The following is a 23,428-nucleotide window of genomic DNA, read 5'->3' on the forward strand; positions in this document are numbered from 1 at the left end:
GGGTGCAGTGGTGGGCGTGGGTGCATGCTACGTGAAATCTGCGGACATGCGCAGTCACTCATTGAACCGGCGCAACCTTTGTAGGCGCGGCTTCAGCCGCGATCACCCGCGAAGCGGGTGCCGGATATCGCGGCGCGTGCATCGCGGCTGAAGCCGCTCCTACAGAGAAAGCTCGTCAACCTTTGTTACCCACCAGGCTGTCCACCGCCGGTACCCGTGTCTCGCTCTCCATCTGCGCATCGTGCTCCAGTTGGTGGCTGAAACGCTCCAACGAGGCATGGGCCGGCTGCGAGTCGCTGGCGAACACCGGTGGGCTGAGCAGGTAGCCCGAGAGCAGGCGGCTGAGCGCCGCCAGGCTGTCGATATGGGTACGTTCGTAACCGTGGGTGGCGTCGCAGCCGAAGGCGACCAGGGCGGTGCGGATATCGTGTCCCGCGGTCACCGCCGAATGGGCGTCGCTGAAGTAGTAGCGGAACAGGTCGCGGCGCACGGGCAGGCCCTGGTCGCCGGCAAGCTTGAGCAAGTGGCGTGACAGGTGGTAGTCGTAAGGGCCGGATGAATCCTGCATGGCCACGCTCACCGCATGTTCGCTGGAGGCCTGCCCCGGTGCCACCGGGGCGATGTCGATACCGACGAACTCACTGACATCCCAGGGCAGGGCGGCCGCAGCACCGGAGCCGGTCTCCTCGGTGATGGTGAACAGCGGGTGGCAGTCGATCAGCGGCTGGCGACCACTTTCCATCACGGCCTTGAGCGCGCCCAGCAGGGCGGCTACGCCGGCCTTGTCGTCCAGGTGGCGGGCGCTGATATGGCCGCTTTCGGTGAATTCCGGCAGCGGGTCGAACGCCACGCAGTCACCGATGGCGATACCCAGCGCCTCGCAATCGGCGCGGGTGGCGCAGTAGGCGTCCAGGCGCACCTCTACGTGGTCCCAACTGATCGGCATCTGGTCGATGGCGGTATTGAACGCGTGCCCACTGGCCATCAATGGCAGCACGCTGCCGCGAAACACGCCGGTATCGGTGAACACGCTGACCCGGCTGCCCTCGGCGAAGCGGCTCGACCAGCAGCCCACCGGGGCCAGGGCCAGGCGGCCGTTGTCCTGCAACTGGCGCACGCTGGCGCCGATGGTGTCCAGGTGCACAGCGACGGCGCGATCGGGCGAGCTCTGGCGGCCCTTCAGGGTGGCGCGGATGGTACCGCGGCGGGTGAGCTCGTAGGGGATGCCAAGCTCGTCCAGGCGTTCGGCCACATAGCGCACGATGGTGTCGGTGAAGCCGGTGGGGCTGGGGATGGCGAGCATTTCCAGCAGGACCTTCTTCAGGTAGTCGAGGTTGGGTTCGGGGGGGCATGAAGGCATGGCACACTCCTTAGGCGTTATGTCGTGTCTGCGGGCCCTTTCGCCGGCAAAGCCGGCTCCTGCAGGTACGGCGCCTGTGGGAGCGGGTTTGCCCGCGAAGAGGCCAGCACGGGCTCACATCAATGGCCGGCTATGGGGAAACAGCAGGTCGACGAATCGTTCGGCGGTGGGCTGTGGCTCATGATTGGCCAACCCTGCGCGCTCGTTGGCTTCGATGATCACGTAGTCCGGATGCTCGGCATCGCGGACCATGAAATCCAGCCCCACCACCGGGATCTCCAGCGCACGGGCGGCGCGCACGGCGGCATCGGCCAGCACCGGGTGCAGGCGGCTGGTGACGTCCTCCAGCGTGCCGCCGGTGTGCAGGTTGGCGGTGCGTCGCACGGCCAGGCGCTGACCGGCCGGCAGCACATGGTGGTAGCCCAGGCCCGCGGCCTTGAGTGTGCGCTCGGTCTCGTCGTCCAGCGGGATGCGGCTTTCGCCGCCCGTGGCGGCCTGGCGCCTGCGGCTCTGGGCGTCGATCAGCGCGTGGAGGTTGTGCCTGCCGTCGCCAATCACCTGCGCCGGATGGCGGATGGCGGCGGCCACCACTTCGTAGCCGATCACCAGGATGCGCAAGTCGCTGCCTGGGTGAAAACTCTCCAGCAACACGCGGCTGTCGAAGCGCCGCGCCTGTTCGATGGCCTGGTCGAGTTCGTCGAGGCGGCCCAGGTTCACCGCTACCCCCTGGCCTTGTTCGCCGTCCACCGGTTTGACCACTACCGCGCCATGCTCGTCGAGGAACGCCTGGTTGTCGTCGGCGGCGCCCGCCAGTTGCTGCGCCGGTACTTGCAGACCGGCAGCGTGCAGCACTTTGCGGGTCAGGCACTTGTCCTGGCAGAGGGTCATGGTCACGGCGCTGGTCAGGTCGCTGAGCGATTCGCGGCAGCGAATGCGTCGCCCGCCCAGGCTCAGGGTGAACAGGCCGCTGGCGGCATCGTCTACCTGCACATCGATGCCGCGGCGCAGCGCCTCGTCGACGATGATCCGGGCATAGGGGTTGAGCCCGGCCTCAGGCCCCGGCCCGAGGAACAGCGGCTGGTTGATGCCATTCTTGCGCTTGATCGCGAACGTCGGCAGGTTGCGAAAACCGAGCTTGTGGTACAGGCGCTTGGCCTGGCGATTGTCGTGCAGCACCGAGAGGTCGAGGTAGGCCAGGCCCCGGCTCAGGTAGTGTTCGACCAGATGGCGGACCAGCACCTCGCCGACGCCCGGGCGCGTGCCGTGCGGGTCGACGGCCAGGCACCAAAGGCTGCAACCATGCTCGGGGTCGTCGAAGGCCTTGTGATGGTCCAGGCCCATGACACTGCCGATCACTGCGTTGCTGTCTTCATCCTCGGCCAACCAGTACACCGGGCCGCCAAGGTGGCGCGGGGTGAGCAACTCAGGATCCACCGGCAACATGCCGCGTGCCTGGTACAGCGTGTTGATCGCCTGCCAGTCGGCGGCGCCTTGCGCGCGACGGATGCGGAAGCCGCGGAATACCCGTTGCGCGGGGCGGTAATCGGTGAACCACAGGCGCAGGGTATCGGACGGATCGAGGAACAGTTGTTGCGGCGCCTGGGCCAGTACCTGCTGGGGGGCGGCCACGTACAAGGCGATATCGCGCTCGCCGGTCTGTTCTTCCAACAGGGCCTCGGCAAGGCTGACCGGGTCGGGGAAGGTGTGCCCGATCAGCAACCGTCCCCAGCCACAGTGCACCGCGCGTGGCTGAGCGTGAGGTTGATTGCCGTCACCGGCCAGGCGCGCCTGCAGGCGCTCGTAGGACGGCGCCTGGCCGCGCAGCAGGCGCTGACCGTAGGCGATTTCGTGAGCTTTCATCGGTCAGATTCCTAGCTCGCTGAGCCACAGGTTCAAGGCGGCCAGCTGCCACAGCTTGGAGCCGCGCAGCGGGGTGAGCTGGCTGTGCGGGTTGCTCAGCAGGCGATCAAGCATCGCCGGGTTGAACAGGCCGCGGTCCTGGCTGGGGTCGGTGAGCAGTTCGCGCACCCAGTCCAGTGTCGCGCCTTGCAGGTGCTTGAGGCCGGGTACCGGGAAATAGCCTTTCTTGCGGTCTATCACTTCATGGGGGATGACCCGCCGCGCAGCCTGCTTGAGCACCTGTTTGCCGCCATCAGGCAGCTTGAAGCGGCCCGGGATGCGTGCTGACAATTCGACCAGGCGGTAGTCGAGGAAGGGCGTGCGCGCCTCCAGGCCCCAGGCCATGGTCATGTTGTCCACGCGCTTGACCGGGTCGTCCACCAGCATCACCGTGCTGTCCAGGCGCAGGGCCTTGTCCACCGCATCGGGCGCACCCGGACGAGCGAAGTGCTCGCGCACGAAGTCACCTGCGGCATCGCTCTCCAGCAGCCAGGGCGCTTGCACGGTCTCGCGGTATTCGTCGTGGCTGCGGTCGAAGAAGGCGGCGCGGTAGGCGCTGAATGCGTCTTCGGCGCCGTCGACCTGTGGGTACCAGTGATAGCCGGCGAACAGCTCGTCGGCGCCCTGGCCGCTCTGCACGCCCTTGCAGTGCTTCGCGACTTCCCGCGAGAGCAGATAGAAGGCGATGCAGTCATGGCTGACCATCGGTTCGCTCATGGCGCGGAACGCCGCCGGCAACTGTTCGATGATCTCGTGTTCGTCGATGCGCAGTTGATGATGGCGGGTGCCGTAATGGCGGGCGATCAGGTCGGAGTACTGGAACTCGTCACCGCGCTCGCCACCGGCATCCTCGAAGCCGATGGAGAAGGTCGACAGGTCATCGATCCCGCTTTCGCGCAGCAGGCCGACCAACAGGCTGGAGTCGACGCCACCAGACAACAGCACGCCGACATCCACCGCCGCGCGCTGGCGGATCGCCACTGCGTCGCGTGTGGTATCGAGCACCCGGGTGGTCCAGCCTTCGAGGTCGAGTTCGCGCTCATCCGGGTTCGGGCCGTAGTGCAATTGCCACCAGGCCTGGCGTTCGACTTCACCGTGGTGGTCGATACGCATCCAGGTGCCGGGTTCGAGCTTCTGCACATTGGCCAGCAGGGTGCGCGGCGCGGGTACCACGGCGTGGAAGTTGAGGTAGTGGTTGAGCGCCACCGGGTCGATCATCGGGTCGATATCGCCGCCCTTGAGCAGCGCCGGCAGGGTCGAGGCGAAGCGCAGGCGTTCGCCGTTGCGCGACAGGTACAGCGGCTTGACGCCGAGGCGGTCGCGGGCCAGGAACAGGCGCTGGTTGTCGCGCTCCCAGATGGCCAGGGCGAACATGCCGTTGAGCTTGGGCAGCAGTGCCGCACCCCAGGCGTGGTAGCCCTTGAGCAGCACTTCGGTGTCGCCGTCCGAGTGGAAGTGGTAGCCCAGCTCCTGAAGCTCCTGGCGCAGTTCGGGGAAGTTGTAGATCGCGCCGTTGAAGGCCAGCGACAGCCCCAGGGGCGTGTCGACCATGGGCTGGGCCGAGCCGTCGGACAGATCCATGATCTTCAGTCGGCGGTGGCCGAGGGCAATCGGGCCCTGGCTATGGAAGCCCCAGGCGTCGGGGCCGCGGGGTGCCAGGTGGTGGGTGATGCGCTCCACGGCGGCGAGGTCCGCCGGGCGTGGGGCTTGGTCGAGGGGGGTGAAACGTAACTCTCCTGCTAATCCGCACATAATTCCTTACCGGTTTTGCCGTTGGGGAGGTGCGCCCTTTATTCCGGGCACCTAGTGAAGGACATGGGTGAGCTGCGAGAGTTTTATATCGATCTGTTATATAGGGTGGTGCGCGAGTGCCCTGTAGGAGCGGCTTCAGCCGCAATGCGGGCGTCACCGTGCCTGGCACCCGCTTCGCGGGTGATCGCGGCTAAAGCCGCTCCCACAGTGGTCGTATCGGATCGCCCAACCGGCGAACAATCCACTACTTGCCGCGAATCAGGCGGCGCAAGGCAAAGCGGTTGGGATGGCACGCCTCGGCAACGGCCCTGGGGACCGGCAACGGTTCGCCGCAGACCCACGCCGCGATCAATTCGCCCGACAACGGCGCCGTGATCAGCCCGCGCGATCCATGCCCGCTGTTGACGTACAGCCCATCCAGCCACGGGCAGGCGATATCCGGCACCTGTCGTGCATCCTTTGCCAGCATGGCATAGGTGGTGTTGAACGCCTGGACATTCGCGACCGGCCCGACAATGGGCAGGTAGTCGGGGCTGGTGCAGCGAAACGCCGCGCGCCCTTCGAGCTGTTCGGCATCAAGCTCGGCGGTAGCCAGGCGCGTGGCCAGGTCGGTCGAGATATCCTCCAGCAGCCCGAGGTTGCCCTGGTGCTCCGCGGTGGTCGGTGTGAGGTCTTCGTTGTGGAAGTCGAAGCTGGCCCCGAGGGTGTGCTCGTCGCCACGCGGCGGCGCGACATAGCCATCGGCGCAGACCACCGTGCGCAGCTCGCGGCTGGCCTCGGTGGCCGGCAGGCGGGTGATCTGCCCGCGGATACGCTTGAGCGGCAGCTCGGCGCAGGCCGTGAAGCGCCGCACATCGGCGGCACCGGCCAGCACCACCAGCGGCGCGCTGGCCAGCAGGCGCTTGCCATCCCAGGCCTGCCACAGGCCATCGGCCTTGCGCAGTTCGACCACTTCGTGGTGGTTGAGCAGGCGAATATTCGGATGCCCGAGCTGCGCCTGGCACAAGGCCGGTGGATGCACCCAGCCGCCTTCGGGATAGAACAGGCCACCGCAGGCCAGGGCGATGCCGGCCACAGCCTCGGCCTGGTCGCGTTCCAGCCGCTGCAGCAGGCTTGCGTCGAACGCAGCAGCCAGCTTGGCCTGGCGTGCGGCTTCCTGATCGTCGAAGGCCAGTTGCAGTACGCCGCAGGCGTCCCAGTCCTGGCCGCGTTGCAGGTGTTCGAGCCAGCGGCGGGTGTAGCCGAAGCCTGAGAGGATCATCTGCGAGAGGGCGGTGCCGTGGGCGGAAAGCTTGAGGTACAGCACGCCCTGTGGATTGCCCGAGGCCTCCTGGGCCGGGCTGGCGTGGCGCTCCAGCACGCTGACCTGCCAGCCACGCTCGGCCAGGCTCCTGGCCGTGGCGCTGCCGGCCAGGCCGGCACCGATCACCAGCGCTTCGCGTGGGCCGGGCAAATCGGTCGGGCGTGCATACCAAGGCGCGGCCGGCGAAGCTGCGGCGCCCGTGTATACACCGTGCATCACTTCCCATTTCTTGCCGATGCCCGGCACCTTCTTCATGGTGAAGCCGGCTTCGATCAGCGAGCGGCGCACCCAACCGGTGGTGGTGAAGGTGCCCAGCGTGGTCCCCGGCCGCGACAGGCGGGCCAGCTGGGTGAAAAGCTCGGGCGTCCACATGTCGGGGTTCTTTGCCGGGGCGAAGCCGTCGAGGAACCAGGCGTCGATATGAGCGTCGAGCTGCGGCAACTGCTCCAGCGCATCGCCGATCATCAGGGTCAGGGTGACCCGGCCTCCGTCGAGGCTGAACTGCTGGAAGCCTGGGTGGATCGCTACGTACTGTTCGAGCAACGGCTGGGTGAACGCAGCCAGCTCTGGCCAAAGCTGCGTGGCACGGGCGAGGTCGTCGCGGCTCAGCGGGTATTTTTCGACGCTGACGAAGTGCAGGCGTGCCCCGGCCGGGGCCAGTTCGGCGAACAGTTGCCAGGCGCAGAAGAAGTTCATGCCGGTGCCAAAGCCTGTCTCGCCGATCACCAGGCAGTCGTGCGGCTTCAGTTCGGCGAAGCGCTGGCGCAGATGGTTCTGCTCGATGAACACGTGCAGGGTCTCGTCGATGCCCTCATTGATGGCGAAATAGACATCGTTGTATTGCCGCGAGTGGGGACGGCCCTGGTCGTCCCAGTCGATCTGGGCATTTTGAGGGAGGGAGGTGTCGGACATGGTCATATACAAGCCGCAAGTTGCAAGCTTTGAGCTGCAAGAAAAAAGCGAATAGTGGCACGACCTGCTATTTCTTGCAGCTTGAAGCTTGTAGCTTGTAAAAGATCCATTGACGGAGTCCCCCATGTTCGAATCCGCGGAAATCGGCCACAGCATCGACAAGGAAACGTACGAAGCAGAAGTCCCCGCCCTGCGCGAGGCGCTGCTCGAAGCCCAGTACGAGCTCAAGCAGCAGTCGCGGTTCCCGGTGATCGTGCTGATCAACGGCATCGAAGGTGCCGGCAAGGGCGAGACGGTCAAGCTGCTCAACGAATGGATGGACCCGCGGCTGATCGAGGTGCGCACCTTCGACCAGCAGACCGATGAAGAGCTGGCGCGCCCGCCGGCCTGGCGTTACTGGCGGGCGTTGCCACCGAAAGGGCGCATGGGCGTGTTCTTCGGCAACTGGTACAGCCAGATGCTCGAAGGCCGCGTGCATGGGCAGTTCAAGGACGCCGTGCTCGACCAGGCCATCGCTGGTGCCGAGCGCCTGGAGCAGATGCTCTGCGACGAGGGCGCGCTGATCATCAAGTTCTGGTTCCACCTGTCGAAGAAGCAGATGAAGGCGCGGCTCAAGGCGCTGAAGGAAGACCCGCTGCACAACTGGCGCATCAGCCCGCTGGACTGGCAGCAATCGGAAACCTACGACCGTTTCGTACGCTTCGGCGAGCGTGTGCTGCGCCGCACCAGCCGCGACTATGCGCCCTGGCACGTGATCGAAGGCGTCGACCCGCATTACCGCAGCCTGGCCGTTGGGCGCATCCTGCTGGAGAGCCTGCAGGCGGCACTGGGCAACAAGCCGCTCAAGCACCAGGGCAACGTCGCACCCTTGGGGCGCAGCATCGACCAGAAGAGCCTGCTGGGTGCGCTCGACCTGAGCAAGCGCCTGGACAAGCGCGACTATGAGGAACAACTGGTCACCGAACAGGCGCGCCTGGCGGGGCTTCTGCGTAACAAGCACATGCGCCGGCATGCGCTGGTGGCGGTGTTCGAAGGCAACGACGCTGCAGGCAAGGGCGGGGCGATTCGCCGCGTGGCGGCGGCGCTGGACCCGCGCCAGTACCGCATCGTGCCGATTGCCGCGCCCACTGAGGAAGAGCGTGCCCAACCGTACCTCTGGCGCTTCTGGCGGCACATCCCGGCGCGCGGCAAGTTCACCGTCTTCGACCGTTCCTGGTATGGCCGGGTGCTGGTGGAGCGGGTCGAGGGTTTCTGCAGCCCGGCCGACTGGATGCGTGCCTACGGCGAGATCAACGATTTCGAGGAACAGCTGCGCAATGCCGGGGTGGTGGTGGTCAAGTTCTGGTTGGCCATCGACCAGCAAACCCAACTCGAGCGGTTCGAGGAGCGCGAGCAGATCCCGTTCAAGCGCTACAAGATCACCGAGGAAGACTGGCGTAACCGTGACAAGTGGGATGTATACGCGGAGGCGGTGGGCGACATGGTCGACCGCACCAGCACCGAGATCGCGCCGTGGACCTTGGTGGAGGCCAACGACAAGCGCTGGGCGCGGGTGAAGGTGCTGCGCACGATCAACGAGGCCCTGGAGGCGGCGTTCACCAAAGACAAGAATTGATCCGTGCCGCCCTCTTCGCGGGTAAACCCGCTCCCACAGGGATTGTCGCAAACCTGTGGGAGCGGGTTTACCCGCGAAGAGGGCGACACGTTCGTATCGGGCATGCCCGGAAGGAATGACCTGATGAAATCTTTTCCCGCCACTTCTCTCCCGCCAACCCTTTAGACTGCACTTCCCCCGCTACCGGCCTGACCGAGGACACCATGCACATCTCTTCCGGACGCTGGGTCCATGGCCTGTCGCTGGCTCTGTTGACCGCCTTTCTCTGGGGCATCCTGCCGATCAAGCTCAAGCAGGTACTGCAGGTGATGGACCCGGTAACGGTCACCTGGTACCGCTTGAGCGTCTCGGGTGGCCTGCTGTTCGCCTGGCTGGCGGCCAATCGACGGCTACCGTCGTTCAGGCACCTGGGCCTCAAGGGCAAGGGGCTGGTGGCAGTCGCGGTGGGTGGGCTGGTGGGCAACTATGTGTTGTACCTCGTCGGGCTCAACCTGCTCAGCCCCGGCACGGCGCAACTGGTGGTGCAGCTCGGGCCGGTACTGCTGCTGGTGGCCAGTGTGTTCGTGTTCAAGGAGCGCTTCAGCCTCGGGCAGGGCCTGGGGTTGCTGGTGTTGATGGCAGGCTTCGGGTTGTTCTTCAACCAGCGCCTGGAAGAGCTGTTCACATCGCTCGGTACCTACACCACCGGTGTGCTGACCATCATCCTCGCCACCAGCATCTGGGTGTTCTACGCCTTGAGCCAAAAGCAATTGCTGACCGTGTGGAACTCGCAGCAGGTGATGATGGTGATCTACCTGTGCTGCGCGCTGCTGCTCACGCCCTGGGTGCATCCACTGGAGGCGCTGCAACTGAGCCCGGTGCAGGGCTGGCTGTTGCTGGCCTGCTGCCTCAACACCCTGGTGGCCTACGGCGCATTTGCCGAGGCACTGGCGCATTGGGAGGCCTCACGGGTGAGCGCCACGCTGGCGCTGACGCCGCTGGTGACCTTCGTGGCCGTGGCATTGGCGGCCTGGGTGTGGCCGGAGCATGTGCAGGCCGAGGATATCAATGGCCTGGGGTATGTGGGCGCGGTGACGGTGGTGCTGGGCTCGGCGCTGGTGGCATTGGGGCCATCGCTGGTGGCGGGGTGGAAAGCACGGGGGGCGCAGGCACGCTGACGACCATGTTGGCTTCTTCGCGGGTAAACCCGCTCCCACAGGGATCACCATGGCCCCTGTGGGAGCGGGTTTACCCGCGAAGGGGGCGGCACATGAACCGATCAGCCCTTGCCCCCCGGCGCCAGCATGTTCTCCGGCCGTACCCACTGGTCGAACTGCTCGTTGGTCAGGTACTTCAGCTCCAGCGCCGCCTCCCGCAGGGTCTTGCCCTCGCTGTAGGCCTTCTTGGCGATTTCCGCCGCCTTGTCGTAACCGATGTGCGGGTTCAGCGCCGTCACCAGCATCAGCCCGCGCTCCAGGTGCGCTGCCATCTGCCCGGCATCCGGCTCGATCCCGGCCACGCAATGCTGCTGGAAGTTGTGGCAGCCATCGGCCAATAGCGCGATCGATTGCAGCAGGTTGTGGATGATCACCGGCTTGAACACGTTCAGTTGCAGGTGCCCCTGGCTGGCGGCAAAGCCGATCGCCGCGTCGTTGCCAAGCACCTGGCAGGCCAGCATCGACAGCGCCTCGCACTGGGTCGGATTGACCTTGCCGGGCATGATCGAACTGCCGGGCTCGTTGGCCGGCAGGCGTACCTCGGCAAGCCCCGCGCGCGGGCCCGAACCGAGCAGGCGCAAGTCGTTGGCAATCTTCATCAACGCCACGGCCAGGGTTTTCAGCGCGCCCGCCAGGCTGGTCAACGGTTCGTGGCCGGCGAGGGCGGCGAATTTGTTCGGCGCGGTCACGAACGGCAGGCCGGACAGGGCGGCCAGTTCGGCGGCGATGGCTTCGGCGAAACCGTGCGGGGCATTGAGCCCGGTGCCCACGGCAGTGCCGCCCTGGGCCAGCTCGCAGACCGCCGGCAACGTCGCGCGAATGGCGCGCTGGGCGTAGTCGAGCTGGGCGACGAACGCCGAGACTTCCTGGCCGAAGGTGATGGGGGTGGCGTCCATCATGTGCGTGCGGCCGGTCTTCACCAGTTTTTCGTGGCGCTCCGACAACTCCGCCAACCCCGAGGCGAGTTCGCCGATCGCTGGCAGCAGCTTCGCGTGTACCGCCTGGGCCGCGGCGATGTGCATGGCGGTGGGGAAGCAGTCGTTGGAGCTCTGCGAGCGGTTGACGTGGTCGTTGGGGTGGACTGGTACCTTGCCGCCGCGGCCTTTGCCGGCCAGTTCGTTGGCGCGCCCGGCGATCACTTCGTTGACGTTCATGTTGCTCTGGGTGCCGCTGCCGGTCTGCCAGACCACCAGCGGGAACTGATCGTCATGTTCGCCATCCAGCACTTCATCGGCAGCCTGTTCGATCAGCCGGGCGATGTCTGCGGGCAGGTCGCCGTTGCGATCATTGACCCGCGCCGCCGCTTTCTTGATCAACGCCAGGGCATGCAGCACCGCGAGCGGCATGCGCTCCTTGCCGATGGCGAAGTTGATCAGCGAGCGCTGGGTCTGCGCACCCCAGTAGGCCTCCTCCGGAACTTCGACCGGGCCCAGGCTGTCTGTCTCGATACGGCTCATGCTGCGCTCACTCCTTTGTAGTCCGAAATCGCAGTTTAGGCCCTGATTCGACAGCGCGGTTCCATCGCTCGTCGTGCCACTTGAGCACTTCGCCATCACGGCGCAGAATGCTCTACTCTGAGGTACTCGCCTCTCTTTCTTGAAGGAAATGCAATGACCCGTCTTCGTGTCCTCTGTGCCGCCGTTGCCCTGGTCTGCGCCAGCGGCCAGGTACTCGCCGCAACCCCCAGCCACAATGCTGCCGCCGAGAAATTCCTGACCCTGGCCAATGCCGACAAGCTGGGCACCCCGGTGTACATGCAGGTCCAGCAGATGTTCGCCCAGCGTTTCGAGCAAACCAAGGCGCCCGCCTCCAAGAAATCCGTCCTCGACAGCTACCAGGCCAAGGCCAACGCCGCCCTGGACAACGCCATCGGCTGGAAGAAGCTCAAGCCGAAGATGGTCGACCTGTACACCGCCACCTTCACCGAAGGCGAGCTGAACGACCTGGTCAAGTTCTACGAGTCGCCGCTGGGCAAGAAAGTCCTGCGCGAAATGCCTAAAGTCACCCAGCAATCGGCGCAACTGACCCAGCAAAGCCTGGAGCCGGCCGTGCCGGTGGTGAACAAGCTGCTCGACGACATGACCAAGGAACTCGACCCGAATGCCGGCAAGGCACCGGCGAAGAAGTGAGCCTGACGCGATGAGCATGCAGCAACGCATCGAACAGCAACTGGCGCCGCTGGCCAGCCAGCACCTTGAAGTGCACAACGAGAGCCACATGCACAGCCGTGGCCAGGAAACGCACTACAAGGCGGTGCTGGTCAGCGAGCAGTTCGCCGGGCTGAACAGCGTCAAGCGTCACCAGAAGGTCTACGCCACCATGGGCGAGCTGATGGGCGAGATCCATGCCCTGGCCATCCACACCTACACACCCGAAGAGTGGGCGGCGGTCGGTGTGGCGCCAGCCTCGCCGGTGTGCGCCGGCGGCGGGCACTGAATCCTTTCCGTCCTTCTGGTACAATCCGCGTCATTCCCTTGGGGGCCGCCGCGCGGCCCATCGCCGGCAAGCCTGCTTCTACAAAACCTGTAGGGGCCGGCTTGCCGGCGATGGGCTGTGCAGCAGCCCCCTTGCTTTTGTCAAACCCGGTCCGCCCCTTACGAGGGCAACCACCTGGAGATGCACATCCATGTCCCAACCGATCGTCGTGGCGGCGCTGTACAAGTTCGTCACCCTGGAAGACTACGTCGAACTGCGCGAGCCCCTGCTCAAGGCCATGACCGACAACGGTGTCAAAGGCACCCTGTTGCTGGCCAACGAAGGCATCAACGGCACCGTGTCGGCCACCCGCGAAGGCATCGACGCGCTGCTCGCCTGGCTGCGCAACGACCCGCGCCTGGTGGATGTCGACCATAAAGAGTCGTACTGCGACGAGCAGCCGTTCTACCGCACCAAGGTCAAGCTCAAGAAAGAGATCGTCACCCTGGGCGTGCCGGGCGTGGACCCGAACAAGGCGGTGGGTACTTATGTCGACCCGAAAGACTGGAACGCCCTGATCAGCGACCCGGAAGTGCTGTTGATCGACACCCGCAACGACTACGAAGTGGCCATCGGCACCTTCAAGGGCGCCATCGACCCGAAGACCGAAACCTTCCGTGAGTTCCCCGACTACATCAAGGCCAACTTCGACCCGAGCAAGCACAAGAAGGTGGCCATGTTCTGCACCGGCGGCATCCGCTGTGAGAAAGCGTCCAGCTACATGCTCGGTGAGGGCTTCGAAGCCGTCTATCATCTCAAAGGCGGCATCCTGAAATACTTCGAGGAAGTAGCCCAGGAAGAAAGCCTCTGGGACGGCGACTGCTTCGTCTTCGACAACCGGGTCACCGTGCGTCACGACCTGAGCGAGGGCGAGTATGACCAGTGCCATGCCTGCCGCCACCCGATCGATGTGAAGGACCGTGAGTCGGAGCACTATTCGCCAGGCGTGAGCTGCCCGCATTGCTGGGACACCCTGAGCGAGAAGACCCGGCGCAGCGCCATCGACCGCCAGAAGCAGATCGAGCTGGCCAAGGCGCGCAACCAGCCGCACCCGATCGGCTACAACTACAAAGCCGAGGCTTGATGCATGTCCGCACGCCTGCTCTATGTGATGGACCCGATGTGTTCCTGGTGCTGGGGCTTCGCCCCGGTGGCCGAGGCGCTGATCGCCCAGGCCCGCGAGGCCGGGGTCGGCACCCGGCTGGTGCCGGGCGGCCTGCGCAGCGGCGGCAGCGCCCTGGACGCCTCGACCCGCAAGTACATCCTCGAGCATTGGCAGGCCGTGCATGATGCCACCGGGCAACCGTTCCGCTTCGAAGGCGCGATGCCGGACGGTTTCGTCTATGACACCGAACCTGCGTGCCGCGCCCTGGTCGCGGCGCGGGAGCTGGATGACCTGCGAGCCTGGAGCTTGCTCAAGCTGATCCAGCGTTCGTTCTACGAGCAGGGCGTGGACGTCACCCGCGCCCCGCAGCTGGTGGATCTGGCCGAGCAGGCCGGATACGACCGTGAGCCGTTCGCGCAACGTTTTGCCAGCCTTGACACCCGGGCCGCCACCAGCGCCGATTTCGCCTGGGTGCAGGGCCTGGGTATCGCCGGTTTTCCCACGCTGCTCGCCGAGCGCAATGGCCAGCTGGCACTGCTGACCAACGGCTACCAGCCGCTGGACAGCCTGCAACCCTTGCTCGGCCGCTGGCTGCAGCAGGCCGCTTGTGCTTGATCTGCCAGGGTCGCCAGACCCTGTGCCAGGGAAGCCCCCCGCTGTGCCCGATCGCCTGAGCTGGGCGGAAATCCGCCGCCTGGCCCTGCAACACAAGAAAGCCCTGTGGACCGCCAACCTGGTGGCCGTGCTTGCGGCCCTGTGCAGCGTGCCGATCCCGTTGCTGCTGCCGCTGCTGGTGGACGAGGTGCTGCTGGGGCATGGCGACGCCGCGCTGAAGTGGATGAACAACTTCCTCCCTTCCGGCTGGCAGGTCGCGGCTGGCTACATCGGCCTGATGCTGTGCGCCACCTTGGGCCTGCGCCTGGCCGCGCTGGCGTTCAACGTGGTCCAGGCCAAGCTGTTCGCCGGGCTGGCCAAGGATATCGTCTACCGCCTGCGCATCCGCCTGATCGAGCGGCTCAAGCGCATTTCGCTCAAGGAATACGAAAGCCTGGGCAGTGGCACGGTGACCACCCACCTGGTTACCGACCTGGATACTCTGGACAAGTTCGTTGGCGAAACCCTGAGCCGTTTCCTGGTGGCCGTGCTGACACTCACCGGTACCGCCGCGATCCTGATCTGGATGCACTGGCAGCTGGCATTGCTGATCCTGCTGTTCAACCCACTGGTGATCTACTTCACCGTGCAGTTGGGCAAGCGCGTCAAGCACCTGAAGAAGCTCGAGAACGACAGCACCGCACGTTTCACCCAGGCGCTCACCGAAACACTGGACGCCATCCAGGAAATTCGCGCCGGCAACCGCCAGGGGTATTTCCTCGGGCGCCTGGGCCTGCGCGCCCGCGAGGTGCGTGACTATGCCGTGGCCTCGCAGTGGAAGAGCGATGCCAGTGGCCGCGCCAGTGGCCTGCTGTTCCAGTTCGGTATCGATATCTTCCGCGCCGCGGCCATGCTTACCGTGCTGTTCTCCGACCTGTCCATCGGCCAGATGCTGGCGGTGTTCAGCTATCTGTGGTTCATGATCGGGCCGGTGGAGCAGCTGTTGAACCTGCAATACGCCTACTACGCGGCAGGCGGTGCGCTCAGCCGGCTCAATGAGCTGCTGGCGCGCGCCGACGAGCCGCAGTATCCGGCGGCCAGCGATCCGTTCGCCGGGCGCGAGACGGTGGGGCTTGAAGTGCGCGACCTGCGTTTTGCCTACGCGGATGAACCGGTGCTCGACCAGCTCAACCTGTCCATCGCCCCGGGCGAGAAGGTGGCCATCGTCGGGGCCAGCGGCGGTGGCAAGAGCACCCTGGTGCAGTTGCTGCTGGGGTTGTACAGCGCCCAGGCCGGGACTATTCGCTTTGGTGGCGCCAGCCTGCAGGAGATTGGCCTGGAGACGTTGCGCGAGAACGTCGCGGTGGTGCTGCAGCACCCGTCGCTGTTCAACGACAGCGTGCGCGCCAACCTCACCATGGGCCGTGACTGCAGTGACGAAGCCTGCTGGCAGGCGCTGCGCATCGCCCAGCTGGACGCCACCATCGCCGCCTTGCCCCAGGGGCTGGACAGCGTCGTCGGGCGTTCCGGGGTGCGCTTGTCTGGAGGTCAGCGTCAGCGATTGGCGATTGCCCGCATGGTGCTGGCCGAGCCCAAGGTGGTCATCCTCGACGAAGCCACCTCGGCACTGGACGCGGCCACCGAGTACAACCTGCACCAAGCGCTGGCGCGTTTCCTCAGCGGCCGCACCACCCTGATCATTGCCCACCGTCTATCGGCGGTGAAGCAGGCCGACCGGGTGCTGGTGTTCGACGGCGGGCACGTGGCCGAGGATGGCGGCCACCAGCAGCTGATTGCCGAAGGTGGGCTGTACGCCAAGCTGTACGGGCATTTGCAGCAGACTTGAGCGTCTGTGCCGGGTTTCGCCAGCAAGGCTGGCCCCAAAAGGGCGGCGCATTCCCTGTAGGAGCGGATTTATCCGCGAATGCGCCCCATCAGGCACCGACAATACCGCAGAGTTGATACTTTCGACGATCATCCCGCTCCCACAGGCATGGCAAATGGCCTACGCTGTGCTTGTCTAGGTCGATTCGTGCCTTATCTGCCGCAGTGACAGGGACCACATGAAGGGAAATCGGACGCTCGAGGCACCAAGGCTGCTGGGTATCATCTGGCCTTTCGTCGCCGTTGTGGTCTTCCAGGTGCTGCTGGGCAGCCTGAGCCTCTATGCATTGTCCGCCATGCGCGCCTATGTGGCGGGCGAGAGCCTGTGGTCCAAGGCGCAGAAAGACGCCATCTACTATTTGAATCTCTATGCCGAAGACCGTGATCCGCGGACCTTCGAACGCTACCAGCGGGCCATCCTCGTACCAAAAGGCGACCATGACCTGCGTGTGGCCCTGGATCGCCCCGAGCCGGACCTCGAGGCTGCGCGCGCGGGTATCCTGCAAGGCGGCAACCACCCTGACGACGTCGCTCGGATCATCTGGTTCTACCGCAATTTCCGCCATATCAGCTACATGGAAACGGCCATCGATCTGTGGGATGTGGGTGACGACTACCTGCGCCAGCTCGATGTGCTGGCCGTGCAGATGCGCGACGGCTTCAACGCCGGTGACGTCGCGGCGCGGCAGGTGCTGGACTGGAAGGCGCATATCGTCGCCATCAACGATGGCGTGACGCCGGCCGCCAAGGCGTTCAGCGATGCGCTGGGCGAAGGCTCGCGGGTACTGCTCAAGGTACTCATGCTCACCAACCTGGCCACGGCGCTGTTTCTGATCGCCATGGCCTGGCGGCGCTCGAGCAAGTTGCTGGCCCAGCGCCAGGCCTTCGCCATCGCCTTGCAGGAGGAGAAGGAGCGGGCGCAGATCACACTGGAGTCGATCGGTGATGCGGTGATCACTGCTGATGTCGACGGCTGCATCGCCTACATGAACCCGGCCGCCGAGCAGTTGACCCATTGGCAGGCCGCCCAGGCCCAGGGGCTGCCCCTGGCGGCCTTGTTCAGCCTGCTCGACGAGAACGCCGAAAGCGACAGCCGCACCTTGGTCGAGCAGGTGCTCAGTGGCAGCCTCAAGGGTGGTGCCGAGCACGCCCGGCTGATCCAGCGCCTGGACGGCAGCACCGTGTCGGTCAACCTGGTGGGGTCGCCCATCCTCACCGAAGGGCAGGTCAGCGGCATCGTCGTGGTGCTGCACGACATGACCCAGGAACGCCAGTACATCGCCAACCTGTCATGGCAGGCCACCCATGACGCGCTCACCGGCCTGGCCAACCGGCGCGAGTTCGAGTATCGCCTGGAGCAGGCGCTCAATGCCTTGGCGCGCCAGGCCGGGCGCCATTCGCTGATGTTCCTCGACCTCGATCAGTTCAAGCTGGTCAATGACACCTGTGGGCATGCTGCTGGCGACGAACTGCTGCGGCATATCTGTGCGGTGCTGCAATCCGGCCTGCGCGAGGGCGATACACTGGCCCGGCTGGGCGGTGACGAATTCGGCGTGCTGCTGGAGAACTGCCCGCCGGACCAGGCCGGACGCATCGCCGAACACCTGCGCCAAGCGGTGCAAAGCTTGCATTTCGTCTGGAAGGGGCGGCCCTTCGTCACTACGGTCAGCATTGGCCTGGTGCACATTGCCCAGCCGCCCGGTACTCTGGAAGCCTCACTGCGCGCCGCCGACATGGCCTGCTACATGGCTAAGGAGAAGGGCCGCAACCGGGTCCAGGTGTACCACGCCGACGACAGTGAGCTGTCCATGCGTTTCGGCGAGATGGCGTGGATCCAGCGTCTGCACGTGGCCCTGGAAGAAAACCGCTTCTGCCTCTATGCCCAGGAAATTGCACCCCTGCGGCCGCAGGAGGGCGCCGGGCATCTCGAGATCCTGCTGCGCCTGCACGACGAAAACGGCCGCACCATCCTGCCGGACAGCTTCATCCCCGCCGCCGAACGCTACGGACTGATGACCGCCCTCGACCGTTGGGTGGTGCGCAGTGTGTTCCAGGTGGTGCGCCAGTGCCTGGACGAAGGCCGTGAGGGGCCGCTGGCGATGTGCGCGATCAACCTGTCGGGGTCGAGCATCGGTGATGACAAATTCCTCGAGTACCTGCAGCGGCTGTTCGAGGAGTTTTCCATCCCGCCCTGGCTGATTTGCTTTGAAATTACCGAAACCAGCGCGATCGCCAACCTGGGCAGTGCGATTCGATTCATCAATGAATTGAAGGCGCTGGGCTGCAAGTTCTCCCTGGATGACTTCTGCGCCGGAATGTCGTCATTCGCCTATTTGAAGCATTTGCCTGTAGACTTCCTGAAGATCGACGGAAGTTTCGTCAAAGACATGCTCGATGACCCGATCAACCGGGCGATGGTCGAAGTGATCAATCACATCGGCCACGTCATGGGCAAGCGGACCATCGCCGAGTTCGTCGAGACGCCGTTGATCGAGCAGGCGTTGCAGGAGATCGGCGTGGACTACGCCCAGGGCTACCTCATCGAACGCCCGCAGGTCTTCACCTGCGACAGCCTGCAGCGCCAACGGATTGCCGCGAGGCCCCTGCTGCACCGGGCGCCGGGGACCTTTCGCTGAACTTTGCCCGGTCATCACAGGGAATCAAGGAGCTGACAGTGATTGACTCGTTCGTAAGGATCGGACCATTGATGGATCCGGCCAGTTATCCGGATTGGGCCCAGCAACTGATCGAGGATTGCCGCGAAAGCAAGCGCCGAGTAGTCGAGCACGAGTTCTATCAGCGCCTGCGCGATGGCCAGCTGCGGCCGGCCACCATCCGCCAGTACCTGATAGGTGGCTGGCCGGTGGTCGAACAGTTTTCGTTGTACATGGCCCACAACCTCACCAAGACCCGCTACGCCCGCCACCCAGGAGAAGACATGGCGCGGCGCTGGCTGATGCGCAACATCCGCGTCGAACTCAACCATGCCGACTACTGGGTGCACTGGTGCCAGGCCCATGGCATTCACCTGCACGAGTTGCAGGCCCAGGAAGTGCCGCCCGAGCTCAATGGCCTGAACGACTGGTGCTGGCGGGTGTGCGCCACCGAGTCGCTGGCCATCTCGATGGCGGCCACCAACTACGCCATCGAAGGCGCCACGGGCGAATGGTCGGCAGTGGTCTGCTCGACCGACACCTATGCCCAAGGCTTCCCTGAAGAAACCCGCAAGCGCGCGATGAAGTGGTTGAAGATGCACGCCCAGTACGACGATGCCCACCCGTGGGAGGCGTTGGAGATCATCTGCACCCTGGCCGGCGAGAACCCCACGCTGGGGCTGCGCACCGAGCTGCGCAGGTCGATCTGCAAGAGCTACGACTGCATGTTCCTGTTCCTGGAGCGTTGCATGCAGCTGGAAGGGCGTCAGCAGGGGCGGGTGCGCCCGGCGCTGGCGGCGGGTTGAGGCGCTCTGTTTGTCTGAGCCGGCCTTTCGCGGGTAAATCCGCTCCAACAGAATGGTCACTGCCCTTGAGGGTTGTGTAGATCCTGTGGGGGGCGGGTTTGCCCGTGAAATGGTCGGCTCAGTCGACGCAAGGCTTATTGCGCGTTCAGCGCCTGCCCGTTCACATCCTTGCTGTCCGGGCCCATCAGGTACAGGTACACCGGCATGATTTCTTCGGGCAGCGGGTTGTTCTGCGGGTTCTCGCTCGGGTAGGCCTGGGCCCGCATCGCCGTGCGCGTGGCGCCCGGGTTGATGCTGTTGGCGCGTACCGGCGCGACGCCTTCCAGTTCATCGGCGAGCGTCTGCATCAGCCCTTCGGTGGCGAACTTCGAAACGCCATACGCGCCCCAGTAGGCCCGGCCCTTGCGCCCGACGCTGCTGGAGGTGAACACCACCGAGGCGTCCTCCGACAGCTTGAGCAGCGGCAGCAAGGTGCTGGTAAGCATGAAGGTGGCGTTGACGTTGATATGCATCACGCGCATGAAGTTGTCGCCCGACAACTGCTCCAGCGGCGTGCGCGGGCCGATGATCGATGCATTGTTGAGCAGGCCGTCGAGGCGCCCGAACTGCTCCTCGATCATCACTGCCAGTTCGTCGTACTGGTGGGGCAGGGCGGTTTCCAGGTTGAATGGAATGACCACCGGCTGCGGGTGGCCGGCGGCTTCGATCTGGTCGTACACCTCGTTGAGGTTGGCCTCGGTCTTGCCCAGCAGCAGCACGGTGGCGCCCAGTGCTGCATAGGCTTTGGCGGCTGCGGCACCGATGCCGCGGCCGGCGCCGGTGACGAGGATGATCCGGCCCTTGAGCAGGTCGGGGCGGGCGGTGTAGTCGAACATGTGATTTGTCCTTGAAATCAGTGGGCGACGCACCCCTGTAGGAGCGGGCTTGTCCCGCGATTGCGTCCGCCCAGGCGGCGATGTTGCCGCGGTCAGCCTCATCGCGGGGCAAGCCCGCTCCTACAGGCTCTACGTCAGGCCGAGGGTATCAGCAGCCGCACAGCGCGCTGTCGATCACCTTGCGCAGTTCCAGCGGGTGGTCCACCACCACGTCGGCGCCCCAGTTGTTGGGGTTGTCCTCTGGATGAATATAGCCATAGCGCACGGCTGCGGTGCGGGTGCCGGCGTCGCGTCCGGACTCGATGTCGCGCAGATCGTCACCGACGAACAGCACGCTGGCCGGGTCGAGGTCGAGAGTCTTGCAGGCCAGGATCAACGGTTCGGGGTCGGGTTTGCTGTTCTTCACGTGGTCCGGGCAGATCAGCAGCGCCGAGCGCTCGGCCAGGCCCAGGCGTTGCATGATCGGCTCGGCGAAGCGCACCGGCTTGTTGGTGACCACGCCCCACAGCAGGTTGCCTTTCTCGATGTCGGCCAGTAGTTCCGGCATGCCGTCGAACAGCTTGCTGTGCACCGCGCAATCACGCTGGTAACGCTCGAGGAACTCCAGGCGCAACGTTTCGAAGCCTTCCGCGTCCGGGTCCATGGCGAAGGTCGCGGCGACCATGGCTCGGGCGCCACCGGAAATCACGTCGCGGATGCGCGCATCGTCGATGGTCGGCAGGCCGCGGTCGGTGAGCATTGCCTGGCAGATGGCGATGAAGTCCGGCGCCGTGTCCAGCAGGGTGCCGTCCATGTCGAAGAGTACTGCTCGCAGGCGCATGCTCATTCCTCGCGCAGGGTCTGGATCATGTAGTTGACGTCGACGTCGTTGCTCAGCTTGTAGTGCTTGGTCAGCGGGTTGTACGTGAGGCCGATGATGTCCTTCACTTCAAGCCCGGCGACGCGGCTCCAGGCGCCCAGTTCGGAAGGGCGGATGAACTTCTTGAAGTCATGGGTGCCGCGCGGCAGCATCTTGAGGATGTACTCGGCGCCGATAATGGCCAGCAGGTAGGCTTTGGGGTTGCGGTTGATGGTCGAGAAGAACACCTGGCCGCCCGGCTTGACCATGCGGTAGCAGGCACGGATCACCGATGACGGGTCGGGCACGTGTTCGAGCATTTCCAGGCAGGTGACCACGTCGAACTGTTCGGGCATCTCCTCGGCCAGGGCTTCGGCGGTGATCTGCCGGTATTCGACGTCCACGCCGGACTCCAGCTGGTGCAGTTGGGCTACCGCCAGCGGCGCCTCGCCCATGTCGATGCCGGTGACGGTGGCGCCGCGCTGGGCCATCGCCTCGCTGAGAATGCCGCCGCCGCAACCGACGTCCAGCACCTTCTTGCCGGCCAGGCTCACGCGCTCGTCGATCCAGTTGACCCGCAACGGGTTGATGTCGTGCAGTGGCTTGAACTCGCTCTCGCGGTCCCACCAGCGATGGGCCAGGGCCTCGAACTTGGCGATTTCGGCGTGGTCGACGTTGCTCATGTGAACGGTCCTCTGAATCTTCGATGAAAGTGCTACAGGCGGCAGCCGTGGCTGCCGGCCGGTTATTCGTTGCGCCCGCCGATGCGGGCTCCCCAGGCGCGGGCGGTGCTGGCCAGCGCGGCTTCGTCCATCTGCGTCAGGCAGCGATCCTGAACCAGGGCGTGGCCGGCCACCCAGACGTCTTTCACGCAATCGCGGCCGGTGGCGTAGATCAGTTGCGAGACCGGGTCGTGCACCGGTTGCTGCTGCAGGCCGGAGAGATCGAAGGCGACCAGGTCGGCGGCCTTGCCCACTTCCAGCGAGCCGGTAACAGCCTCCAACCCCAGTGCCCGGGCGCCATTGAGCGTGGCCATGCGCAGGGCGCGATGGGCGTCCAGCGCCGTGGCCGAACCTGCAACCGCCTTGGCCAGCAGGGCGGCGGTACGGGTCTCGCCGAGCAGGTCGAGGTCGTTGTTGCTGGCGGCGCCATCGGTGCCGACCGCCACATTCACGCCAGCCTGCCACAGGCGCTCCACCGGGCAGAAGCCACTGGCCAGCTTGAGGTTGGATTCGGGGCAGTGGACCACGCTGGTGTTGCTTTCTACCAGCAGCGCCAGATCTTCGTCGCTGACCTGGGTCATGTGCACCGCCTGCAGATTTGGGCCGAGCAGGCCCAGGCGGGCGAGGCGGGCCAGCGGGCGCTCGCCGTTGTCCTCGAGGGCCTGCTCGATTTCGCCGGCGGTCTCGTGGATATGCATGTGCAGCGGCGCGTCGAGCTGGTCGGCGATGATGCGGATCTTCTCCAGGTTCGCGTCGCTGACGGTGTAGGGGGCGTGCGGGCCAAGGGCGACAGTGATGCGCGGGTGGTGGCGCAGGTCGCCGAACAGCTCGATGGCCAGGTGCAGGCCCTCTTCCGGCGTGCGCGCGCCGGGGATGGGGAAGTCCAGCAGGGGGACGGCGATCTGTGCGCGGATGCCGCTGCGGTGCACGCGGTCGCAGGCTTGGCGGGGGAAGAAGTACATGTCGGCGAAACAGGTGATGCCGCCTTTGAGTTGTTCAGCAATGGCAAGGTCCGTGCCGTCGCGCACGAAGGCTTCATCGACCCAGCGCCCTTCGGCCGGCCAGATGTGCTCCTCGAGCCAGGTCATCAGCGGCAGGTCGTCGGCCAGTCCCCGGAACAGCGACATGGCGGCATGGCCGTGGGCGTTGACCAGGCCGGGGGTGAGCAGGCAATCGGGGAGCTCGCGCACCTGGTTCGCTGATGGGGCACGCTCACGCGGGCCGAGCCAGGCGATCTGGCCATCGCGGATGCCCAGCGCATGATGTTCCAGTACCACGCCAGCCGGCTCCACGGGTACCAGCCAGCGTGGTGCCAGCAACAGGTCTAGAGGGGGCATGGGGGAGGACATGCGCGGTATATACCAGGGTTGGTTTGGTTAAACGCGCAGTATACCCGAGCGGCCGCGGCTGAGGGTCGCTATAATCGCCGCCTTTTGAT

At 65.3% G+C, this 23,428-nt stretch carries 18 protein-coding genes; 9 read left to right on the forward strand and 9 right to left on the reverse strand.

Annotated features, from left to right (window positions below):
• Nucleotides 1–175: 175 nt before the first annotated feature.
• The 4 genes from JYG34_RS06930 to mnmC all read right to left on the reverse strand — a co-directional run bounded on the left by JYG34_RS06930 (nucleotide 176) and on the right by mnmC (nucleotide 7,226).
• Nucleotides 176–1,360, reverse strand: a complete 1,185-nt coding sequence (locus tag JYG34_RS06930; RefSeq protein WP_213660029.1) for an osmoprotectant NAGGN system M42 family peptidase — start codon at nucleotides 1,358–1,360, stop codon at nucleotides 176–178.
• 114 nt (nucleotides 1,361–1,474) lie between these two features.
• Nucleotides 1,475–3,220 (reverse strand): N-acetylglutaminylglutamine synthetase, encoded by a 1,746-nt coding sequence (gene ngg, locus JYG34_RS06935; RefSeq protein ID WP_213660030.1) that lies wholly within the window; start codon nucleotides 3,218–3,220, stop codon nucleotides 1,475–1,477.
• A gap of 3 nt (nucleotides 3,221–3,223) precedes the next feature.
• Entirely contained in the window at nucleotides 3,224–5,011 is a 1,788-nt protein-coding gene (locus tag JYG34_RS06940) for an N-acetylglutaminylglutamine amidotransferase (RefSeq protein ID WP_213660031.1), read from the reverse strand.
• A 244-nt stretch (nucleotides 5,012–5,255) separates the two neighbouring features.
• A complete protein-coding gene (gene mnmC / locus JYG34_RS06945) occupies nucleotides 5,256–7,226 on the reverse strand; it encodes a bifunctional tRNA (5-methylaminomethyl-2-thiouridine)(34)-methyltransferase MnmD/FAD-dependent 5-carboxymethylaminomethyl-2-thiouridine(34) oxidoreductase MnmC (RefSeq protein WP_213660032.1) in 1,971 nt (656 codons plus the stop codon).
• Between the two features lie 124 nt (nucleotides 7,227–7,350).
• Between mnmC and pap the strand changes: the two genes are divergently transcribed.
• On the forward strand, nucleotides 7,351–8,841 hold the full coding sequence (gene pap / locus JYG34_RS06950; RefSeq protein ID WP_213660033.1) for a polyphosphate:AMP phosphotransferase: 1,491 nt from the start codon (nucleotides 7,351–7,353) through the stop codon (nucleotides 8,839–8,841).
• Between the two features lie 203 nt (nucleotides 8,842–9,044).
• Nucleotides 9,045–9,998 (forward strand): DMT family transporter, encoded by a 954-nt coding sequence (locus JYG34_RS06955; protein WP_213660034.1) that lies wholly within the window; start codon nucleotides 9,045–9,047, stop codon nucleotides 9,996–9,998.
• Between the two features lie 101 nt (nucleotides 9,999–10,099).
• On the opposite strand, the gene JYG34_RS06960 is transcribed toward JYG34_RS06955, so the two are convergent.
• A complete protein-coding gene (locus JYG34_RS06960) occupies nucleotides 10,100–11,494 on the reverse strand; it encodes a class II fumarate hydratase (protein ID WP_213660035.1) in 1,395 nt (464 codons plus the stop codon).
• A gap of 153 nt (nucleotides 11,495–11,647) precedes the next feature.
• Between JYG34_RS06960 and JYG34_RS06965 the strand changes: the two genes are divergently transcribed.
• The 7 genes from JYG34_RS06965 to JYG34_RS06995 all read left to right on the forward strand — a co-directional run bounded on the left by JYG34_RS06965 (nucleotide 11,648) and on the right by JYG34_RS06995 (nucleotide 19,555).
• Nucleotides 11,648–12,166, forward strand: coding sequence for a DUF2059 domain-containing protein (locus JYG34_RS06965; protein WP_213660036.1), 519 nt, complete (start codon nucleotides 11,648–11,650; stop codon nucleotides 12,164–12,166).
• 10 nt (nucleotides 12,167–12,176) lie between these two features.
• Nucleotides 12,177–12,473: a BolA family protein gene (locus JYG34_RS06970; protein WP_213660037.1), complete on the forward strand. Its 297-nt coding sequence runs from the start codon at nucleotides 12,177–12,179 to the stop codon at nucleotides 12,471–12,473.
• Between the two features lie 190 nt (nucleotides 12,474–12,663).
• Nucleotides 12,664–13,596 (forward strand): rhodanese-related sulfurtransferase, encoded by a 933-nt coding sequence (locus tag JYG34_RS06975; protein ID WP_213660038.1) that lies wholly within the window; start codon nucleotides 12,664–12,666, stop codon nucleotides 13,594–13,596.
• Between the two features lie 3 nt (nucleotides 13,597–13,599).
• Nucleotides 13,600–14,232 (forward strand): DsbA family protein, encoded by a 633-nt coding sequence (locus JYG34_RS06980; RefSeq protein WP_213660039.1) that lies wholly within the window; start codon nucleotides 13,600–13,602, stop codon nucleotides 14,230–14,232.
• Nucleotides 14,225–16,057, forward strand: a complete 1,833-nt coding sequence (locus JYG34_RS06985; protein WP_213660040.1) for an ABC transporter ATP-binding protein — start codon at nucleotides 14,225–14,227, stop codon at nucleotides 16,055–16,057. The genes JYG34_RS06980 and JYG34_RS06985 overlap by 8 nt, the downstream gene beginning before the upstream one ends.
• Nucleotides 16,058–16,274: 217 nt before the next feature.
• Nucleotides 16,275–18,731 (forward strand): EAL domain-containing protein, encoded by a 2,457-nt coding sequence (locus JYG34_RS06990; RefSeq protein WP_213660041.1) that lies wholly within the window; start codon nucleotides 16,275–16,277, stop codon nucleotides 18,729–18,731.
• Between the two features lie 38 nt (nucleotides 18,732–18,769).
• Nucleotides 18,770–19,555, forward strand: coding sequence for a TenA family transcriptional regulator (locus JYG34_RS06995; RefSeq protein WP_011532765.1), 786 nt, complete (start codon nucleotides 18,770–18,772; stop codon nucleotides 19,553–19,555).
• A 134-nt stretch (nucleotides 19,556–19,689) separates the two neighbouring features.
• Here the strand turns inward: JYG34_RS06995 and JYG34_RS07000 are convergent, their stop codons facing one another.
• The 4 genes from JYG34_RS07000 to JYG34_RS07015 all read right to left on the reverse strand — a co-directional run bounded on the left by JYG34_RS07000 (nucleotide 19,690) and on the right by JYG34_RS07015 (nucleotide 23,327).
• Complete coding sequence (locus JYG34_RS07000) at nucleotides 19,690–20,430, reverse strand: YciK family oxidoreductase (protein ID WP_011532766.1); 741 nt, start codon at nucleotides 20,428–20,430, stop codon at nucleotides 19,690–19,692.
• 148 nt (nucleotides 20,431–20,578) lie between these two features.
• Complete coding sequence (gene mupP, locus JYG34_RS07005) at nucleotides 20,579–21,250, reverse strand: N-acetylmuramic acid 6-phosphate phosphatase MupP (protein ID WP_213660042.1); 672 nt, start codon at nucleotides 21,248–21,250, stop codon at nucleotides 20,579–20,581.
• Between the two features lie 2 nt (nucleotides 21,251–21,252).
• A complete protein-coding gene (ubiG, locus tag JYG34_RS07010) occupies nucleotides 21,253–21,951 on the reverse strand; it encodes a bifunctional 2-polyprenyl-6-hydroxyphenol methylase/3-demethylubiquinol 3-O-methyltransferase UbiG (RefSeq protein WP_011532768.1) in 699 nt (232 codons plus the stop codon).
• Nucleotides 21,952–22,013: 62 nt separating this feature from the next.
• Complete coding sequence (locus JYG34_RS07015) at nucleotides 22,014–23,327, reverse strand: TRZ/ATZ family hydrolase (RefSeq protein WP_434011218.1); 1,314 nt, start codon at nucleotides 23,325–23,327, stop codon at nucleotides 22,014–22,016.
• Between the last annotated feature and the right edge of the window lie 101 nt (nucleotides 23,328–23,428).

It is taken from the genome of Pseudomonas entomophila (assembly GCF_018417595.1).
GTDB lineage: Bacteria > Pseudomonadota > Gammaproteobacteria > Pseudomonadales > Pseudomonadaceae > Aquipseudomonas > Aquipseudomonas entomophila_C.